This is a genomic window from Cognatiyoonia sediminum, from assembly GCF_900129845.1.
Lineage (GTDB): Bacteria > Pseudomonadota > Alphaproteobacteria > Rhodobacterales > Rhodobacteraceae > Cognatiyoonia > Cognatiyoonia sediminum.
Genome location: NZ_FQXB01000003.1, coordinates 36,190 through 52,141 on the forward strand (window position 1 = coordinate 36,190; position 15,952 = coordinate 52,141).

General features: G+C 52.4%; 16 protein-coding genes. 9 read left to right on the plus strand and 7 right to left on the minus strand.

Annotated features, from left to right (window positions below; all coding sequences use genetic code 11):
• Positions 1–24 precede the first annotated feature (24 nt).
• From BUA85_RS10630 to BUA85_RS10660, 7 genes are all read left to right on the plus strand, one after another.
• Positions 25–636, plus strand: a complete 612-nt coding sequence (locus BUA85_RS10630; protein ID WP_072900961.1) for a ribonuclease D — start codon at positions 25–27, stop codon at positions 634–636.
• On the plus strand, positions 636–1,598 hold the full coding sequence (locus BUA85_RS10635) for a KpsF/GutQ family sugar-phosphate isomerase (RefSeq protein WP_072900963.1): 963 nt from the start codon (positions 636–638) through the stop codon (positions 1,596–1,598). Before BUA85_RS10630 ends, BUA85_RS10635 begins: the two co-directional genes overlap by 1 nt.
• Positions 1,599–1,602: 4 nt before the next feature.
• A complete protein-coding gene (locus BUA85_RS10640) occupies positions 1,603–2,214 on the plus strand; it encodes a hypothetical protein (protein ID WP_083526254.1) in 612 nt (203 codons plus the stop codon).
• A 4-nt stretch (positions 2,215–2,218) separates the two neighbouring features.
• Entirely contained in the window at positions 2,219–2,704 is a 486-nt protein-coding gene (gene lptA, locus BUA85_RS10645) for a lipopolysaccharide transport periplasmic protein LptA (RefSeq protein ID WP_072900967.1), read from the plus strand.
• Positions 2,704–3,456 (plus strand): LPS export ABC transporter ATP-binding protein, encoded by a 753-nt coding sequence (gene lptB / locus BUA85_RS10650; protein WP_072900968.1) that lies wholly within the window; start codon positions 2,704–2,706, stop codon positions 3,454–3,456. The genes lptA and lptB overlap by 1 nt, the downstream gene beginning before the upstream one ends.
• 227 nt (positions 3,457–3,683) lie before the next feature.
• Complete coding sequence (gene hpf, locus BUA85_RS10655) at positions 3,684–4,259, plus strand: ribosome hibernation-promoting factor, HPF/YfiA family (RefSeq protein ID WP_072901467.1); 576 nt, start codon at positions 3,684–3,686, stop codon at positions 4,257–4,259.
• A 30-nt stretch (positions 4,260–4,289) separates the two neighbouring features.
• A complete protein-coding gene (locus BUA85_RS10660) occupies positions 4,290–4,754 on the plus strand; it encodes a PTS sugar transporter subunit IIA (protein ID WP_072900970.1) in 465 nt (154 codons plus the stop codon).
• On the opposite strand, the gene BUA85_RS10665 is transcribed toward BUA85_RS10660, so the two are convergent.
• From BUA85_RS10665 to cysQ, 7 genes are all read right to left on the minus strand, one after another.
• On the minus strand, positions 4,751–6,178 hold the full coding sequence (locus BUA85_RS10665) for a sulfotransferase family 2 domain-containing protein (RefSeq protein ID WP_072900971.1): 1,428 nt from the start codon (positions 6,176–6,178) through the stop codon (positions 4,751–4,753). The two genes, BUA85_RS10660 and BUA85_RS10665, sit on opposite strands and share 4 nt — an antisense overlap.
• 3 nt (positions 6,179–6,181) lie before the next feature.
• The gene (locus BUA85_RS10670) at positions 6,182–7,879 is read right to left on the minus strand and encodes a DUF5927 domain-containing protein (RefSeq protein ID WP_072901469.1); all 1,698 of its coding nucleotides are present in this window, start codon (positions 7,877–7,879) and stop codon (positions 6,182–6,184) included.
• On the minus strand, positions 7,876–8,886 hold the full coding sequence (locus BUA85_RS10675; RefSeq protein WP_072900973.1) for a glycosyltransferase family 2 protein: 1,011 nt from the start codon (positions 8,884–8,886) through the stop codon (positions 7,876–7,878). Before BUA85_RS10675 ends, BUA85_RS10670 begins: the two co-directional genes overlap by 4 nt.
• 119 nt (positions 8,887–9,005) lie before the next feature.
• The gene (locus BUA85_RS10680; RefSeq protein ID WP_242649048.1) at positions 9,006–9,941 is read right to left on the minus strand and encodes a glycosyltransferase family 2 protein; all 936 of its coding nucleotides are present in this window, start codon (positions 9,939–9,941) and stop codon (positions 9,006–9,008) included.
• 164 nt (positions 9,942–10,105) lie between these two features.
• Positions 10,106–10,999: a UTP--glucose-1-phosphate uridylyltransferase GalU gene (gene galU, locus BUA85_RS10685; protein ID WP_072900975.1), complete on the minus strand. Its 894-nt coding sequence runs from the start codon at positions 10,997–10,999 to the stop codon at positions 10,106–10,108.
• Between the two features lie 235 nt (positions 11,000–11,234).
• Positions 11,235–12,035 carry a 3-deoxy-manno-octulosonate cytidylyltransferase gene (locus tag BUA85_RS10690; RefSeq protein ID WP_072900977.1) on the minus strand — a complete coding sequence of 267 codons (801 nt, stop codon included), beginning with the start codon at positions 12,033–12,035 and terminating at the stop codon, positions 11,235–11,237.
• Positions 12,035–12,832 carry a 3'(2'),5'-bisphosphate nucleotidase CysQ gene (gene cysQ, locus BUA85_RS10695; RefSeq protein WP_072900979.1) on the minus strand — a complete coding sequence of 266 codons (798 nt, stop codon included), beginning with the start codon at positions 12,830–12,832 and terminating at the stop codon, positions 12,035–12,037. The genes BUA85_RS10690 and cysQ overlap by 1 nt, the downstream gene beginning before the upstream one ends.
• 137 nt (positions 12,833–12,969) lie before the next feature.
• Here cysQ and BUA85_RS10700 point away from each other — a divergent pair, with 137 nt between their 5' ends.
• Both BUA85_RS10700 and dnaK read left to right on the plus strand, forming a co-directional pair.
• Positions 12,970–13,791, plus strand: a complete 822-nt coding sequence (locus BUA85_RS10700) for an ABC transporter permease (protein WP_072900981.1) — start codon at positions 12,970–12,972, stop codon at positions 13,789–13,791.
• 229 nt (positions 13,792–14,020) lie between these two features.
• Positions 14,021–15,925, plus strand: coding sequence for a molecular chaperone DnaK (gene dnaK, locus BUA85_RS10705; RefSeq protein ID WP_072900982.1), 1,905 nt, complete (start codon positions 14,021–14,023; stop codon positions 15,923–15,925).
• Positions 15,926–15,952 lie beyond the last annotated feature (27 nt).

Here is a 15,952-nt window from a genome sequence, read left to right on the forward strand (position 1 = left end):
CTTGATAACTTAAGGAAATTGAGCATGGCCAACCACCTCTACAAAAACGACCTGCCAGACGGGCTGGACCTTGGCCCGATCGTGGCCATCGACTGTGAAACCATGGGCCTCAACCCGCATCGCGACCGCCTGTGCCTGATCCAGATGTCTGGCGGCGATGGCGATTGTCATCTAGTTCAGGTTGAAATCGGCCAGACCGAGGCACCAAACCTAGTTGCGATGCTCGAGAACCCAAATGTGCTAAAGCTTTTCCACTTTGGTCGCTTCGACATCGCCGCACTGTTCCACACATTCGGCGCAACAACCGTACCGGTCTATTGCACCAAAATCGCATCCAAAATGGTGCGCACTTTTACAGATCGACACGGGCTCAAGAACCTTCTCCAAGAACTGCTGAACGTCGACATTTCAAAGCATCAACAGCAAAGCGACTGGGGCGCAGCTGACCTAACAGCGGCGCAGTTGGACTATGCAGCGTCCGACGTTTTGTACCTGCACCAATTGCGCGATGAACTGAACATCCGGCTGGAACGCGAAGGCCGCACTGACCTTGCTCAAGCTTGCTTTGATTTCCTGCCAACCCGTGCCAAGCTTGATATCGCAGGCTGGCCCGAAGTTGACATCTTCGCACACTGATGTCTGACGTGTCCCAACACCTCGACACGGCCCGCCGCGTCATCAGAGAAGAGGCCGCAGGGCTTGAGGCCTTGGCCAATGGACTCGGCGATGGTTTTGCCGAAGCCGTTGCGATGATCCTCTCCGCCAAGGGTCGGATCATCGTTTCTGGTATTGGGAAATCCGGCCATATCGCCCGCAAAATCGCGGCGACTTTGGCCTCCACCGGCACGCCAGCACAGTTCGTCCATCCAGCAGAAGCCAGCCATGGCGATCTGGGCATGGTCACAAGTGACGACATCGTTCTAGCCCTGTCCAACTCCGGCGAAGCACCAGAGCTCGCAAACCTCGTCGCTTACACTCGCCGATTTCAGATCCCACTGATCGCGCTCAGCAGCCGCCCCGGCAGCACCCTCGCGACACAAGCCGACGTGCGTCTCAACATTCCACAATTGGGCGAGGCATGTGGCCACGGCGTCGTGCCAACAATCTCTACAACAATGTCCCTCGCAGTGGGTGATGCTTTGGCCATTGCCCTGATGGAAGCGCGGAATTTCACGCCTGAAAATTTCCGCGAATTCCATCCCGGCGGCAAACTCGGTGCACGATTGGCAAAAGTCTCAGACCTAATGCACGACGGTGATGCGATCCCTCTGACCTCGCCAGATACATCCATGAGCGAGACACTGCTGGTCATCAGTGAAAAAGGATTGGGTGTCGTTGGATTGAGTAACCAAGATGGTACCCTCGCGGGCATCATCACCGATGGTGACCTACGCCGCCATATGGACGGTCTACTCGATAAGCATGCTGGCGACGTCATGACAGAGAACCCGACGACAATCGAACCAAGCGCTTTGGCCGAAAAAGCTGTCGCTATCATGAACGAAAAACAGATCACCTGCTTGTTTGTTGTCGATAACAACACCAAACCCGTTGGCGTCCTAAAAATCCAAGATTGCCTACGCGCAGGCGTGGTCTAGGCTCGTGTCCAGCGACATCAATTTTCATTCCCGTATGGTCGGCTGGGCAAAAGTGATCTTACCCGTCATGGGTATCGCGCTTTTGTCGACACTGTTCCTATTCTCTCGCAGCTCATCGGACTCAAACGAAATCCCCTTCGCGCAGCTCAGCGAGCTAGCCGAAGAACAACGAATCAATGCACCGGAATTCTCCGGCGTGGCCGCTGACGGATCGATTATCAAAATCTCCGCCAGAAGCGCGCAACCGCTCGAAGGCAAGCTCGATACATTGTCGATTGACGGACCCAGCTTAAGGTTGGATTCACCCGATGGTACAGAACTCACCATTTCCGCCGGCGAAGGCCTCATCGATGGCCCTAGTCGCTACGCAGAACTCAGTGGCCTCGCGCGACTCGAAACATCGTCTGGTTACATGATGGAAACCGCCGGACTTCGAGCAGACCTCGCGACCGGAGAAATTGTCTCGGATGGACGGCTTAAAGTCCTCGCCCCTTTCGGCGAACTCGAAGCGGGCAACGTCAGCATTTTGGTACCCTCCATGGACGAAGGCCAACAGATGCATTTTACCGACGGCGTCAGAATGCTATACCAACCGCAATCTAGAATTGAGGAATAGTACTTTGACGCTCTTTCGTATCCTCATTGCGAGCCTTTTGATTTCATCTGCATCAGCCGCGCCAGCGCAGACCAGCATTGATCTAGGCGGCATCGCCGCAAACGCCTTTTTGCCGGTTGAGATTTCAGCGGATTCCCTGTCGGTCGATCAGGATACCGGCAAAGCGACGTTTTCAGGAAACGTGGTGATCGGCCAAGGCGATCTTCGCATGTCCGCCGGAGAAGTCGAAGTTGTTTACGCCGAGGGCGCCGGCCAAATTGCGAGCCTCAAGGCCTCTGGTGGCGCTACCTTTGTAACCGCAACCGAAGCAGCAGAAGCAGAAACGGCGGAATACAATCTCGAAACCGGGTCTCTCATCCTCACGGGCGACGTTCTTTTGACCCAAGGATCAAGCGCCATTTCCGCGGAGCGAATGGCAATCAACCTCAATACCGGAAGCGCTGAACTCACGGGGCGCGTTCGGACAATCATCCAGCAAAGCGGCAACTGATGGCAGAGCTTTCGGTACAAGAAGGTGATCTTGGGCTTCGCATCGTAAACTTGCGAAAATCCTACCGAAAGCGCTTGGTCATCCGCGATGTCAGCATGGATCTTGGCCGCGGCGAAGTCGTTGCCTTGCTCGGGCCAAACGGGTCAGGCAAAACGACCTGTTTCTATTCCATCGCCGGATTGGTCACACCAGAAGGCGGGCAAGTCATCATCGACGGACGCGATGTGACCTCTCTCCCCATGTACCGCCGGGCTCAGTTGGGCATTGGGTATCTGCCGCAAGAGATGTCGATCTTTCGTGGGATGACCGTCGAAGACAATATCATGGCGATCTTGGAGATTGCCGAACCGAAACGGCATCTTCGTCAAAAGAAACTGGACGACCTTCTGTCAGAGTTTTCCATCGAACATATCCGCCGCGCACCTGCGCTGGCTTTGTCTGGCGGTGAACGGCGTCGTGCGGAAATCGCCAGATGCCTCGCCGCGGGCCCAAAATACGTACTTTTGGACGAACCTTTCGCCGGTGTTGATCCGATCGCGGTAGGGGAGATCAGACATCTTGTCGCAGATCTCAAGAACCGCGGCATCGGTGTCTTGATCACCGATCACAACGTCCAAGAAACCCTTCAGATCGTTGACCGCGCCTACATCTTGCACGATGGTCGCGTCTTGATGAGCGGGACGACCGAAGAAGTCGTCCAAGATGAGAACGTGCGCCGCGTTTATCTTGGTCAAGGCTTCCGCGTTAACTAAAAACTTTGCGAAATCTTCTATCTCTTCATTGACAACGCGCCCCTCAATGGCGCTCAATGAAGGAGATGACAGACTCAGTTATCATCTCTGCACTATTCTGGAGCGAGCTTCGTGCCAGCCAGAATAATGCAATAAAAACTGAGTGTTATCTTTTTACAAAGGCATAAATCAGCCTCCCGCAAGACTTGTCTTGCGGTGAATATGTTTTTGAAGCTGAAGGAGAGCAAATGAGATACCAGATTAGCGGCAAACAGATTGATATTGGTGCAGCGCTGCAGACCCACGTAGAAAGCGAATTGTCCGATTTGCTTGAAAAATATGCGGGCCGACCGACAGATGCAGTGGTCACATTCTCAAAATCTGGTCACGAATTTGTCTGCGAAACGGTAGTTCATTTGTCGACAGGCTTGAACGTACAAGCCAAGGGATCCAACCACGAAATCTATGCAGCTTTTGATGCAAGTTCCGAAAAAATGGATAAGCAACTGCGCCGAAACAAGCGTAGGTTGAAAGACCATCACAAAGAACGATCACAACCCGTTGAACTTTCCGACGCAGGCTCCTATATCCTCGCCTCAAGTGACGACTCAGATGTCGCGGAAGAGCAGGATTTTACACCTGTCATCGTGGCGGAGATGGAGACGAAAATACCGTCAATTTCGGTTGGCGAAGCGGTGATGCAAATGGAATTGGCGAATTCGTCAGTCGTTGTGTTCCGTAACGAAAAAAACAATTCGGTTAATGTTGTCTATAAGAGAGACGACGGAAACATAGGTTGGATAGACCCCCGCGCCGACGCATAGACCGGCTGAAACGAACGGACGTATACGAAGATGTTGATGTCAGATATTCTGGATGCCAACGCGGTCAAGGTTTTGAGCGGGTGCACCAGCAAAAAAAGGTTGTTCCATGACCTTGGCGCGCTTGCAGAAGGCGTCCACGGACTCGACCCAACAGTCGTTATCGAAGCGCTGATTGAGCGTGAGAATCTCGGGCCAACTGCTGTGGGCAAGGGCATTGCTTTACCTCATGCGCGATTCGATGGGATCGATGAGGTTTGCGGCATGTTTGTCCGTCTCGAAAAACCTTTGGAATTCGACGCAGCAGACAAGCAACCTGTTGATTTGATCTTCGCGCTTCTCGCGCCAGTAAATGCTGGCGTCCAGCACCTCAAGGCGCTGGCTCTCGTATCTCGCACAATGCGAAACGCTGACATCTGCGCGAAGCTGCGGGCAAATTCAGACGTCGCGGCCTTGCACACCTTGCTGACCGCGACAGAGACAAATCAGGCAGCCTAAGGCCTCCAGTCTTCAAAACCAAACGTGAAATAGTCGCGCGCATAGGCATTGCGCGCGGCTTTTTCGATTTTGGAGCTATAGATCGCAGCGAGCCGGTCGGCGTATGGGTCTGTCTCACCAAGCAGTTCTACATCACCCGCATCTGAAAGCAGGAGCGGCAGGTCCATTTGAAGCTGATCTTCCCTCAAGATCAGATCAATCGGCGCAAACTCATTCATCCCTTGCACCAGCGCGACCTGACTGGCCCATGCTGGATCAACCCGCAACGAAGTTTGTGCATTGAGGTTGTTTTTCACAAACTTCAGAAACCCATGAAACGCTTTGGCATGGGCCTCCATATCGTACTGTTTATCAGTTTCGGGGCGCAGTTCGCGCTTTGGGAGCTTCAAACCGTAGGCAGACTTCAACGTCTGCCTGATCTCGGCATAACCGCCACCCGCCTGCTCAAGGAAATGCTGGCAAAAGGCCGCGTGCGCACGGGCTACAGGATGCCGCACCACGGTAAACCTCCGATGACCGGCGTGGTCCTGCATCCATTGCCGCATCTCTCCTTGCTTCAATCCACTGCTCAATTCGTCCGTCGAAACGCCTTCCAACTGCGCCAACCAACTTAGAACGGCGGCATTGGGGCCCGACTTTATCGGAAGGTAGATCAAATTACTCTTTGGAGCGGCGACATATTTCGTCACCATCGGCCCACGCCAAGGTTCAAAATTTGGGGTCCGGCTCAGATCAAACCGATCCAGTTTGGCCAACCCCGCTTTCATCGCATCGTAGTTGCTCACCTTGTCGGACAAAGGGGCTGGGTTTTGCTTTTTTAGCTTATCATCCAAAGCATCAAGCTGGATATGCGATCCTAGGAACTGCGCAAGGCCATTGATCACATCGATATCGTGCAAATCGTCATAGCCGATATAGAAGGCCGACTGACCGGACACTTGCATCGCCTTTTGGATCTTCAACTGAAAATCTTGTTGAGCTTTCAAATGATCCGCGAACTCCTCCAAATCAAAGCTGATCTGCGTTGATTTCTCATGCTTCGCGTTGGTCATTTTCCATTGATCGGTCTGCGTCGCAATCTTAAGGCTGACGTAACTTTCAATGGGGTTTCGCGTTAAAATAACCTTGCCGCAGCGCTGATCTGCCAGAAGCCGGTCCAAAATTCTCGGGTCATGATCATGAAAATAGCGAAAGCCATTCGTCCCCACCGCAACCTGAATCGCATCCAGCAATAGATGAGGATTGTCCTCGCGTTGTGACAGCGTCACGCCCAGAACAGCCTCTGACTTCGGATACCCAATGAAATGCGAATTGAACGCCTCACCCAAACACGCAAGGTCATCAAATCGATTCAGATTGGCTTCGAGCAAGTTTGATCCGGTGCGCATTTCCGCAAAGACAACGAAGTAGTCGAATTTGGCCATAGTCTAGCGCACCAAATAGGGCTTGCGGCGCTTTTCGGGGCGATGCTCTGGCGCTTGATCTAACGGGAAATCGCCCATCAAATAGGGATGCATCCCCTGGTTCTTGAGGTTCTGCAGGAACTGACCAAATCCGGTCAAGTCATACATCCGCGGTGCCTCGGTCAATCGGCGCTGCGTCTTACCCGTCATTTCGTCCACCACGATTTGCAACGCCTCCATAGGCGTTTCGATGAACTCTGCCATCGACCAAATACGCACCCGTGCCTTGGTATAGGGCGAACGCAAGATAGAAAGGTGGTCATTCTCGATCTGTTGCAACCGCGCGGCCTCATTACGCAAATCGGCAAAGTTTCGATTGGTCTGGAAAAGCGGCACAGCCCAGCATCCAGAGATCACCGAAATCTGTGCATTGGGATCAAGCGCTATTTTCCAATTGATCTCTTGATTATCAAATGGACCAAACTGAAAACACTGCCGTTCGCCTTGCGTGTTCCAAAGAAGGTTCGCAAGGAACATCTGCGGGTTGTGATCGCGCAGCTCCGGCGCATCGGCCAAAGCACCACTGAAATGAGTTTGCCTACCGTCAAACTCAACTCGTTTTGGACCAAAAAGGTGCCCATGCACACGCGTACCAGTTTGTTTGGCCAGCCATGGCTCAAAATTCTCAAAGAGCTCGGTAAATCCTTGGAACACCGAATAGGGCTGGCTGGTTACTCCGCCTTCCCACTCATTGTAGGGGAACCGGCTCTGCATATAGAGCCCCTGCCGACCCCGCATTCGGCGATCCACTGCTTTCGCGAAAATGCGGTCGATTTTCCCGGGGTTCGGCTCCGTCCCGCTCAGGATGGAGCCATCTCCATCAAGGAAGGTCTTATAGAGCCGCGTCGCTTTAGGCCAAATCTTCCGCGCAACAAAACAATCGGACCGTCTGAGCAATTGCAGATGATCGTCGTAGAAAATATGTGGCTTACCCTGATAATCGAACTTTGAAAGCGTCAGGGACCGGCTTTCGATCTTGCCGGAGTATAGCCGCGCCAGCGTCTGGAAATAGCTTTCGTCAGGTATCCAGACCCGTTTGAAATATTTGTCGTACGCTGGCCTATCCGGATCCTGCAAAATGGCCGAAAGCGTATAGCGCGACAAACACCACCACTGTGACCCCATGTGCGGAACAAGGCCTTCTGGAATGCGCCGCTTGAACCCAACAGCCCGCTGCATCGAGACATAGCCATCAAAAAGCTTCCGCTGTGTTTTCCACGAAAACGGAAAGCGCAGGGTAAACCGTTCGCTGTCCAAACCCCCGATGGTCCAAGGCACATCGGCTGTAGTCGCACTCTCGATAAAATCGGTGCGCGGTCGGTCGGCGAGGTACTTTTTCAACTCCTGAATAGGTCGAAGCGGCAAACAGGACCCAGAGGCCAGATACACATGCGTCACATCTGGGAAATCGCGCAGCATCATCTCACACGCGGATTGCGTACCAGCGACAATACCCCACTTCCCCCATTCGCATTTATGACGCTTGGAGAATTTGACCGTCTTCACATCAGAAAGGTCGGCTACAAATCGATCGTAGTCAGCAACGGGCACTTTCTTATCGACGTGGATAACAACAGGGCAGCCGCCCTTGACCCAATGGCGCACCACCTGTTCCGCCCGATCAAGCGCGGTGTGCACCAACATGACGACCCCGACGGTCACGCCCAATTCCCCTTGGACATGATCCCCAAAATCTCAAGCTGACGCCAGTTGATGTATTTCTCGCTCCACTTACACCACAGATCAGGGTTCTGATCATTGCCCGCCGCATAGGCCTTATACTCGCGACCATTGGCATAGTGCTGATTGCGGATCAGCTCTTCATTCGCTTTGTCAGCGAACGTGTCGAGGAATTTCGTATGAAGAAGCGCGCCAGAGGCTTTCTCCCCGCCAACCTCATCATAAACAAGGTTCAAACCACGCGGCAGCAGGTTGTGGGTCGAACTGACGTAGGCGTAGTTCTTTTTCCATTTGACGAGCGGTACCTTGTTCAGTGCCGGTGCACGCTCCGGTTCTTTGCTAAAGAACATCCGTGCCCGCGGGCCACCTTGAATCCAAAGGTTCCAGAAGAGCGAGTTTTTGGAGAAGGAGTAGTTCCCAGAATCAAACCAATTCGCAATCTCGAGCGGGTCTTGTCCGCGCACATACTTTGCATCACCCAGTCGTCCCTTGGGATACATATCCAGCAACATCGCACCGAACGAACGAATGTTGGAACTATCCAACCAATCGGTAAGCGCATGGATCGGGCGACTGTCGCAGAACGGATAAACGAACAGCTCATCCGGATCGACTGTCAGAATCCAATGATCGGTGCCGTATTTGCGTTGCAAATAGTTCAGCCAATCCACGCCATATCGCGCGCTGCGATAGCTGCCTTTCGCGTGCCAAAGCGAAACGTCCTTTTGCTCGGCCAAGTAATCGCCGCCACTGTCGGTGCTTTCGTTGTCGACCATGATAAAATGATCAACGCCCAGCGCGCGATAGTAGGACAAGAAGTAGGGGAGCCGAAGATTCTCATCACGGAACGTGCTAAAGACAATCACATCATCCGGCTTAATCTGGTCAGTGCGGTCAGCAATAGATTTCAGTTCAAAGCTTTTGCGATAGGCCCTGCCCTGCCAGCGCTTCCGCTGCCATCTCAAACGATATGAGGTTGCTACACCCAAGTCGTCTCCCGATTACTGCTCCGCCGGTGTCTTTCGCGGGTCTTAGTGGACCCATCATGCACCTAATATTATTGAGGAATATTCAATAAACGAGCGGGGGCTTTAAGCAAGCCAGCAATTCAGTTTTCAGGCAACTGTCCCTTTGAAATCAGCCCCAACTCAACCAAAAGGTGTGAATTGGTGTATTTTTGTGCCGTTTCGACCCATAAATCGGGGCCTTCCGCCAGTGTTTGGTGATAGTTTTGGTAGAGGTCACTGTTTTGAAAATGCTGTTTTCGGACCAATTCTTCCAGCGATTTTTCCATGATGCTCGGCAGGAATTTTGTGTGAAGAAGAGCTCCAGAGACATGTTTTTGGGTGTCCAAATCCAAGAACTGATGCAGCTTCACTGGCAAAATTTGGTGCGTTGAATTCACATAGGCGTAGCGCCTGTTCCATTTGACCAACGGAAACTTGTTCAACGTCGGCGCGCGCGAAGGGTCGGATACAAAGAAGTACCGGTCCCTCACTCCACCTTGAATCCATTCATTTTCATAGGTCTGGTGAATCTGCGTGCGGTAACCATTTGCGTCGAACCACGGCAGGCTTTCAATCGGGTCTTCGCCAGACTGATAAACCACCTCGCTGATAGACCTACGCGGAAACATATCCAGCATGACCGCACCGAGCGCAGTTTGCCCTACACGCTCCATTTCGGTGGTCAGGTCCGCTAAACCGCGCGTTTCGCAGTCCGGATAAACCAACAATTCATCCGCATCGACGGTAAGGCACCAATGGCCTCCGCCATATCGAAATTGCAAGGCGGTCAACCAATCGACGCCAAAGCGAGAAAGGCGATAGCTCTGATCGGTCGACCAAAGCGAAACGTCATCTTGGCGGCGCAACAGTTCACCGGTGCCATCGGTGCTTGCATTATCGACGAAAAGGAAATGATCGATCCCTAGTCGCCGGTAGTAGTCCAAGAAATAGGGGAGGCGCTCCTCCTCATTCCGGACAGTCACAAAAAGTAGAATGTCCGTCCTTTTGATGCCGGTCGTGCGATCCTGCTTTGGCACTAATTCAGAACGCTTTCGAAGCGAACGAACCAAAAACCTGCGGCGTTTCCACCGCAGGCGATACAGTTTCAAAGCTCGAGAGAGTTTAGCAGGCTGGGTAAAGGGCCGTGTTCGCTGGAACGGTGATTTCGCTTGTCCCGCGTTACCCAATCAATGCACTTTCCTTATTGAGCAGCTTTGCGCACAGCCGTCATATTATCGAGGTAATCCGCAAACCCATCTTTCAGCTCTGGATGCGCCAAGGCGAACGCAACAGTCGCTTCCAAATAGCCCGCTTTGGACCCGCAATCGTAGCGCTGACCGTCAAAGCAGTATCCAAACACATCTCGGCCTTGCGTGATCTCAGCCGCGATCGCGTCTGTTAATTGGATCTCACCACCAGCACCTTCGCCGATTGAATCCATATTGTTCAAAACATCCGGCGTCAGGATGTATCGACCGATCACAGCCAAGTTCGACGGCGCTTTTTCCGCAGCTGGTTTCTCAACCATGGCTTTGACTTTCATCACTTTGCCAAGGTCAGTCTCAACATCCAAAACGCCATAAGACGAAATCTGCTCAGGCGCGACCTCCATGGCAGCAACCATGGCACCGCCAGTATCTTGATACGCTTCGACCATCTGTTGCAGACAAGGCCGCTCGGCAGCAATCACATCGTCCGGCAAAATGACCGCGAACGGTTCGTCTCCGATCAAGCGGCGGGCACACGATACCGCGTGGCCCAGACCCATCGCTTTGTGTTGACGAATATAAGCAATCGCACCGCTGTCCATATTGGTGTTTTCCAAAATTCTTAGCAGATCATTTTTGCCCTTTGCGCGAAGTGACGCTTCGAGATCAGGTGCATGGTCAAAATAGTCTTCTAACGCAGATTTTCCACGAGACGTCACAAAAATGAACTCAGTGATCCCTGCCGCACGCGCTTCGTCAATCGCGTATTGGATTAACGGGCGATCAACCAAAGTCATAATCTCCTTTGGGACCGACTTGGTCGCAGGAAGAAACCTTGTTCCAAGCCCGGCAACTGGAAAAATAGCTTTGGTTACTTTTCTATTCATTTTGTCACTGCCTTACGTGTTTCCCACGTTTCTCCAATCAGATTAGCGATATTTTGTGTCAGACCCAAGGCGAGAAGGTGAATTGTATTCATTTTGAAACCAATTCGTTGGCCAATACAACCATTGGTCGCAAACAATGCGCTTTCTTCATTACTTCACAGATCCTTCAATGCAGTTTGCTTAATGCTGGCGGAATTACAATTTGAGGAATTCCTTACTTCTTTGATCGCCAGTGCTAAGCGATGCCCATTTCTTGTAACATCTTTTCGATCTTCGGAACGTCTTCAGGATTGTTCACTTCCCAAAACTGTCGCCCCTTTGCCTCCACTTCGACACACAAAACATTGTGACCAGCCTCAAGAAAACGAAGCTGCTCTAAACCCTCTAGTTTTTCATATATTCCAATAGGATGCGTCAAATATTCCCGTAATGCTTCAGGGCGATAGGCATAAACGCCGACATGGTGAAAGACCGGCGTTGGTTGATCTGCATCAAACTCTTCCTCGACAAAGGGAATAACCTCTTTCGAGAAATACAGAGCTTTCATATCGTGGGCAAAAACTGCTGTAGTCCCGCCGACGCGCCCATTGCGGCGATCTTCCTTGAGACCGGCCAAAGTCGCACCATCAGCGCACAAAACAGGTGTCGCAACATCGAAGCTCTGATCGTCGCGCAGCCCCTTCACCAAATCCTCGATAAACCAAGACGGTGTGAGAGGCGCATCTCCTTGAAGATTAACAACAATTTCGTAATTCTCACCAATCCGTTCGAGCACTTCGGCACAACGCTCGGTTCCGTTCTTACATTCGCTCGACGTCATCACAACTTCGGCCCCAAACGCCTGTGCAGCATCCCGAATTCGATCGTCATCGGTCGCCACTACAACCCGGTCAGCCCCGTTCACCGCCATTGCAGCGCGCCAGCTTCGCTCGATCAGACTTAGGCTTTCACCTGTAGCACCGACTAATGTCGCCAATGGTTTCCCAGGAAACCGAGACGACGCATAGCGCGCGGGAATGACGATGATAACGGACATTACCGCGCCTTCAGTTCAACGCCGGGAGAATACGCGATGAAGAAAGGGTTGGCGAAGGTATCTTTGCCATAGGTCAACGGCGTATGGTCATCAAAACGAATAACGTCTCCACCCGCCCCTTTCAAAACGGCGTGTCCAGCTGCCGTGTCCCACTCCATCGTGCGGCCAAGGCGCGGATAAATATCAGCCTCGCCCGTCGCAACAAGGCAGAACTTCAGCGAAGACCCTGCGCTCTTCATATCCTCGACCGCATATTTTGAGATGTAATCATCTGTCGCCTGATTGCGGTGCGATTTTGACGCGACAACCAGCAAGGATGAATTGTTCGGATTAGACACTGAAATCGGCCGCGTTTCGCCAATTTCGGCCTTGGAAAACGGCCCTGTTTCCTCAACCGAAGACCCATCAGCTTGCGTGTAGAACAACCGATCTTTCGCAGGGGCGTAGACGATGCCCAGCACAGGCAAACCATCAACGACATAAGCGATATTGACAGTAAAATCACCGCGACGATGCACAAATTCCTTTGTTCCATCCAGCGGATCAACAATCAAAAAGGTGGATGCCGTTTCTGCGTGAGAGGCGGCTTGCTCTTCCGTCACAAGCGCCACATCTGGAAAGGTTTCCCGCAAACCAGCGCTGATCAGAGCATCGGCGGCTTCGTCCGCTTCTGTCACCGGGCTTTCATCAGATTTGGTTTTCACCTCAAAATCCGGACCATTGTAGATGCGCATAATCTCATCACCCGCCTCCAAAGCCAACGTCCGCATCGTTGCAACCAATTTCGCGTTATCCAAGTGCCGCTCTCCACCTCTGAAATGCCTAAGGACGAAAGTTTGATCTTTGCCCTATCTGGCCTTATGGTAGCCCTTAAAGCGAACAGCAAGAATTTCGTGCAATAACATCAGGCTTAACCGCCCCGGCAGGACAAAACATGTTCCAGACGTCTTACAATCGATCAAAGACGCGCAGCGCATTTGCGTTGTTGGAAATCATGTATCACACGATTGTCCGCGACATTCGGAAAGGTCATCGCAACGCTTTCATTGGCCTTTTGTTGAATATGATGCAGGCAATCATCTTTGTCGTCGTATTTTTCGCAATGTTTGAAATTTTGGGCATGCGCGACGCCGCGATTAGGGGGGATTTTCTTCTATATATCATGTCCGGGATCTTTCTGTTTCTGACTCATACTAAGGCAGTCAGTGCAGTTGTTGGCGCCGAAGGACCTGCATCGCCGATGATGCAACACGCACCAATGAATACGGCGATATCGATTACCGCGGCTGCGATCTCGTCGCTTTACACCCAAGTCCTCTCGCTGTTGGTGATCCTGTTTATTTACCATGTCGCATTTACGCCGGTGGTGATTGAAGACCCCGTTGGCGCATTCGGAATGCTCCTTTTGGCTTGGTTCACCGGCGTTGCAGTCGGAATGGTATTCCTGGCGCTCAAGCCATGGTTGCCAGAATTGGTCGGCATTCTAACGATGCTTTACATGCGTGCGAACATGATTGCGTCTGGCAAAATGTTTGTCGCAAATTCTTTGCCAGGTAGCATGCTCGTTCTTTTTGACTGGAATCCACTATTCCATGCAATCGATCAAAATCGCGGATTTGTTTTTATCAACTACAACCCACATTTCAGCTCAATCAGTTATCCATTGTACGTCGGTCTGGCTCTCATTCTGATTGGCCTGATGGGTGAATTTTACACCCGCCGCCACGCATCCCTCAGCTGGGGTGCCGCGCGTTAATTTCTGAATCCACCGAAGTGACCTTCGGGAAGGTCTGAAAATTCGCGCAAACACCCATTTTTCTTGATTCTGTGCCGCTTTGACCGTTGCAGGCCCAAAACCGCATCCCTATATACGCCAAGATCGTCGATCATGGGTCAATCCTATGGTCGAAAAACTTCCAAATAGGCGCGGGTGCCACAACGGGTTCGCGCCGTTCAAACCGCCTAAACGTAAAGGGATTTGAAATATGGCCAAAGTCATTGGTATTGACCTCGGAACAACCAACTCTTGTATCGCGATCATGGACGGATCCGAGCCGCGTGTGATCGAAAACGCCGAAGGTGCGCGTACTACACCTTCTATCGTCGCTTTCACAGACGACGAACGCCTCGTTGGCCAGCCGGCCAAACGACAGGCAGTCACCAACCCAGAAAACACCATCTTTGCAGTGAAGCGTCTGATCGGCCGTCGGTTCGATGACAAAGACCTCGCCAAAGACAAAAAGAACATGCCATTCGCTGTCGTAGACGGTGGTAACGGTGATGCTTGGGTCGAATCCAAGGGTGAGACATACTCCCCATCCCAAATTTCCGCTTTCATCCTCGGAAAGATGAAAGAAACGGCTGAGAGCTATCTTGGTGAGCCTGTCTCCCAAGCGGTGATCACGGTGCCTGCATACTTCAACGACGCACAGCGTCAGGCGACAAAAGACGCCGGTAAGATCGCTGGCCTCGAAGTCCTGCGCATCATCAACGAGCCGACAGCAGCCGCACTCGCCTACGGTCTTGATAAGAAAGACACACAAACCATTGCGGTTTACGACCTTGGTGGTGGTACATTCGACGTCACCATCCTTGAGATCGACGACGGCCTCTTCGAAGTGAAGTCCACCAACGGTGACACGTTCCTTGGTGGTGAAGACTTCGACATGCGCATCGTCAACTACTTGGCGGATGAGTTCAAAAAAGAGAACTCCGTCGATCTGACCAAAGATAAGATGGCACTGCAGCGTCTGAAAGAAGCGGCTGAGAAAGCCAAGATCGAACTCTCCTCTTCTGCCTCCACAGAGATCAACCAGCCGTTTATCTCTATGGGGTCTGACGGTCAGCCACTTCACATGGTGATGAAGCTCACACGCGCGAAGTTGGAAAGCCTCGTTGGTGATCTGATCAAATCTTCCATGAAACCATGCCAAGCCGCGATCAAAGACGCGGGCCTCAGCACCGGTGACATTGATGAGGTTGTCCTCGTCGGTGGTATGACCCGTATGCCAAAGGTTCAGGAAGAAGTTGAAAAGTTCTTCGGTAAGAAGCCACACCAAGGCGTGAACCCAGACGAAGTGGTCGCCATGGGCGCCGCTATTCAGGCTGGCGTTCTGCAAGGCGACGTGAAGGACGTTGTTCTGCTCGACGTGACACCACTCTCCCTCGGTATCGAAACCTTGGGCGGTGTCTTCACACGCCTGATCGACCGTAACACCACGATCCCAACGAAGAAGTCTCAAACCTTCTCCACCGCGGAAGACAACCAGAACGCCGTGACCCTGCGTGTGTTCCAGGGTGAGCGTGAGATGGCAGCCGACAACAAAATCCTCGGCCAGTTCAACCTTGAAGACATCCCGCCTGCCCCACGTGGCATGCCGCAGATCGAAGTCACTTTCGACATCGACGCCAACGGCATCGTATCCGTGGCTGCGAAGGACAAAGGCACCGGCAAAGAACAGTCGATCACGATCCAAGCCTCCGGTGGTCTCTCTGACGAAGACATCGAAGCAATGGTGAAGGATGCGGAAGATAACGCCGAGGCCGATAAAGAACGTCGCGAGTTGATCGAGGCGAAGAACCAAGCGGAAAGCCTTATCCACTCGACTGAGAAGTCCTTGGAAGAGCATTCCGATAAGGTCGACCCAACAACTGTTGAGGCGATTGAACTGGCGATCGCAGCACTGAAAGACGACCTCGAGGATGAGAAAGTCACAGCCGACAAACTGCAAGCTGGCGTTCAGAACGTGACCGAAGCCGCGATGAAACTTGGCGAAGCGATCTACAAAGCAAGCCAAGACGAGGCTGATGGCGACGAACCTGCGGGTGCTGACGAAGACGACATCGTGGATGCCGACTTCGAAGACCTCGACAGCGACAAGCGCGACTAGTCGCAGCGTTTCAAAGCAGGCCGGCCC

What these genes read in the sequence shown, in the direction of transcription:
- BUA85_RS10630 (WP_072900961.1), top strand. Translation starts at nt 25, where the DNA reads ATGGCCAACCACCTCTACAAAAACGACCTGCCAGACGGGCTGGACCTT.
- BUA85_RS10635 (WP_072900963.1), top strand. Translation starts at nt 636, where the DNA reads ATGTCTGACGTGTCCCAACACCTCGACACGGCCCGCCGCGTCATCAGA.
- lptB (WP_072900968.1), top strand. Translation starts at nt 2,704, where the DNA reads ATGGCAGAGCTTTCGGTACAAGAAGGTGATCTTGGGCTTCGCATCGTA.
- hpf (WP_072901467.1), top strand. Translation starts at nt 3,684, where the DNA reads ATGAGATACCAGATTAGCGGCAAACAGATTGATATTGGTGCAGCGCTG.
- BUA85_RS10660 (WP_072900970.1), top strand. Translation starts at nt 4,290, where the DNA reads ATGTTGATGTCAGATATTCTGGATGCCAACGCGGTCAAGGTTTTGAGC.
- BUA85_RS10665 (WP_072900971.1), bottom strand. Translation starts at nt 6,178, where the DNA reads ATGGCCAAATTCGACTACTTCGTTGTCTTTGCGGAAATGCGCACCGGA.
- galU (WP_072900975.1), bottom strand. Translation starts at nt 10,999, where the DNA reads ATGAATAGAAAAGTAACCAAAGCTATTTTTCCAGTTGCCGGGCTTGGA.
- BUA85_RS10690 (WP_072900977.1), bottom strand. Translation starts at nt 12,035, where the DNA reads ATGTCCGTTATCATCGTCATTCCCGCGCGCTATGCGTCGTCTCGGTTT.
- BUA85_RS10700 (WP_072900981.1), top strand. Translation starts at nt 12,970, where the DNA reads ATGTTCCAGACGTCTTACAATCGATCAAAGACGCGCAGCGCATTTGCG.
- dnaK (WP_072900982.1), top strand. Translation starts at nt 14,021, where the DNA reads ATGGCCAAAGTCATTGGTATTGACCTCGGAACAACCAACTCTTGTATC.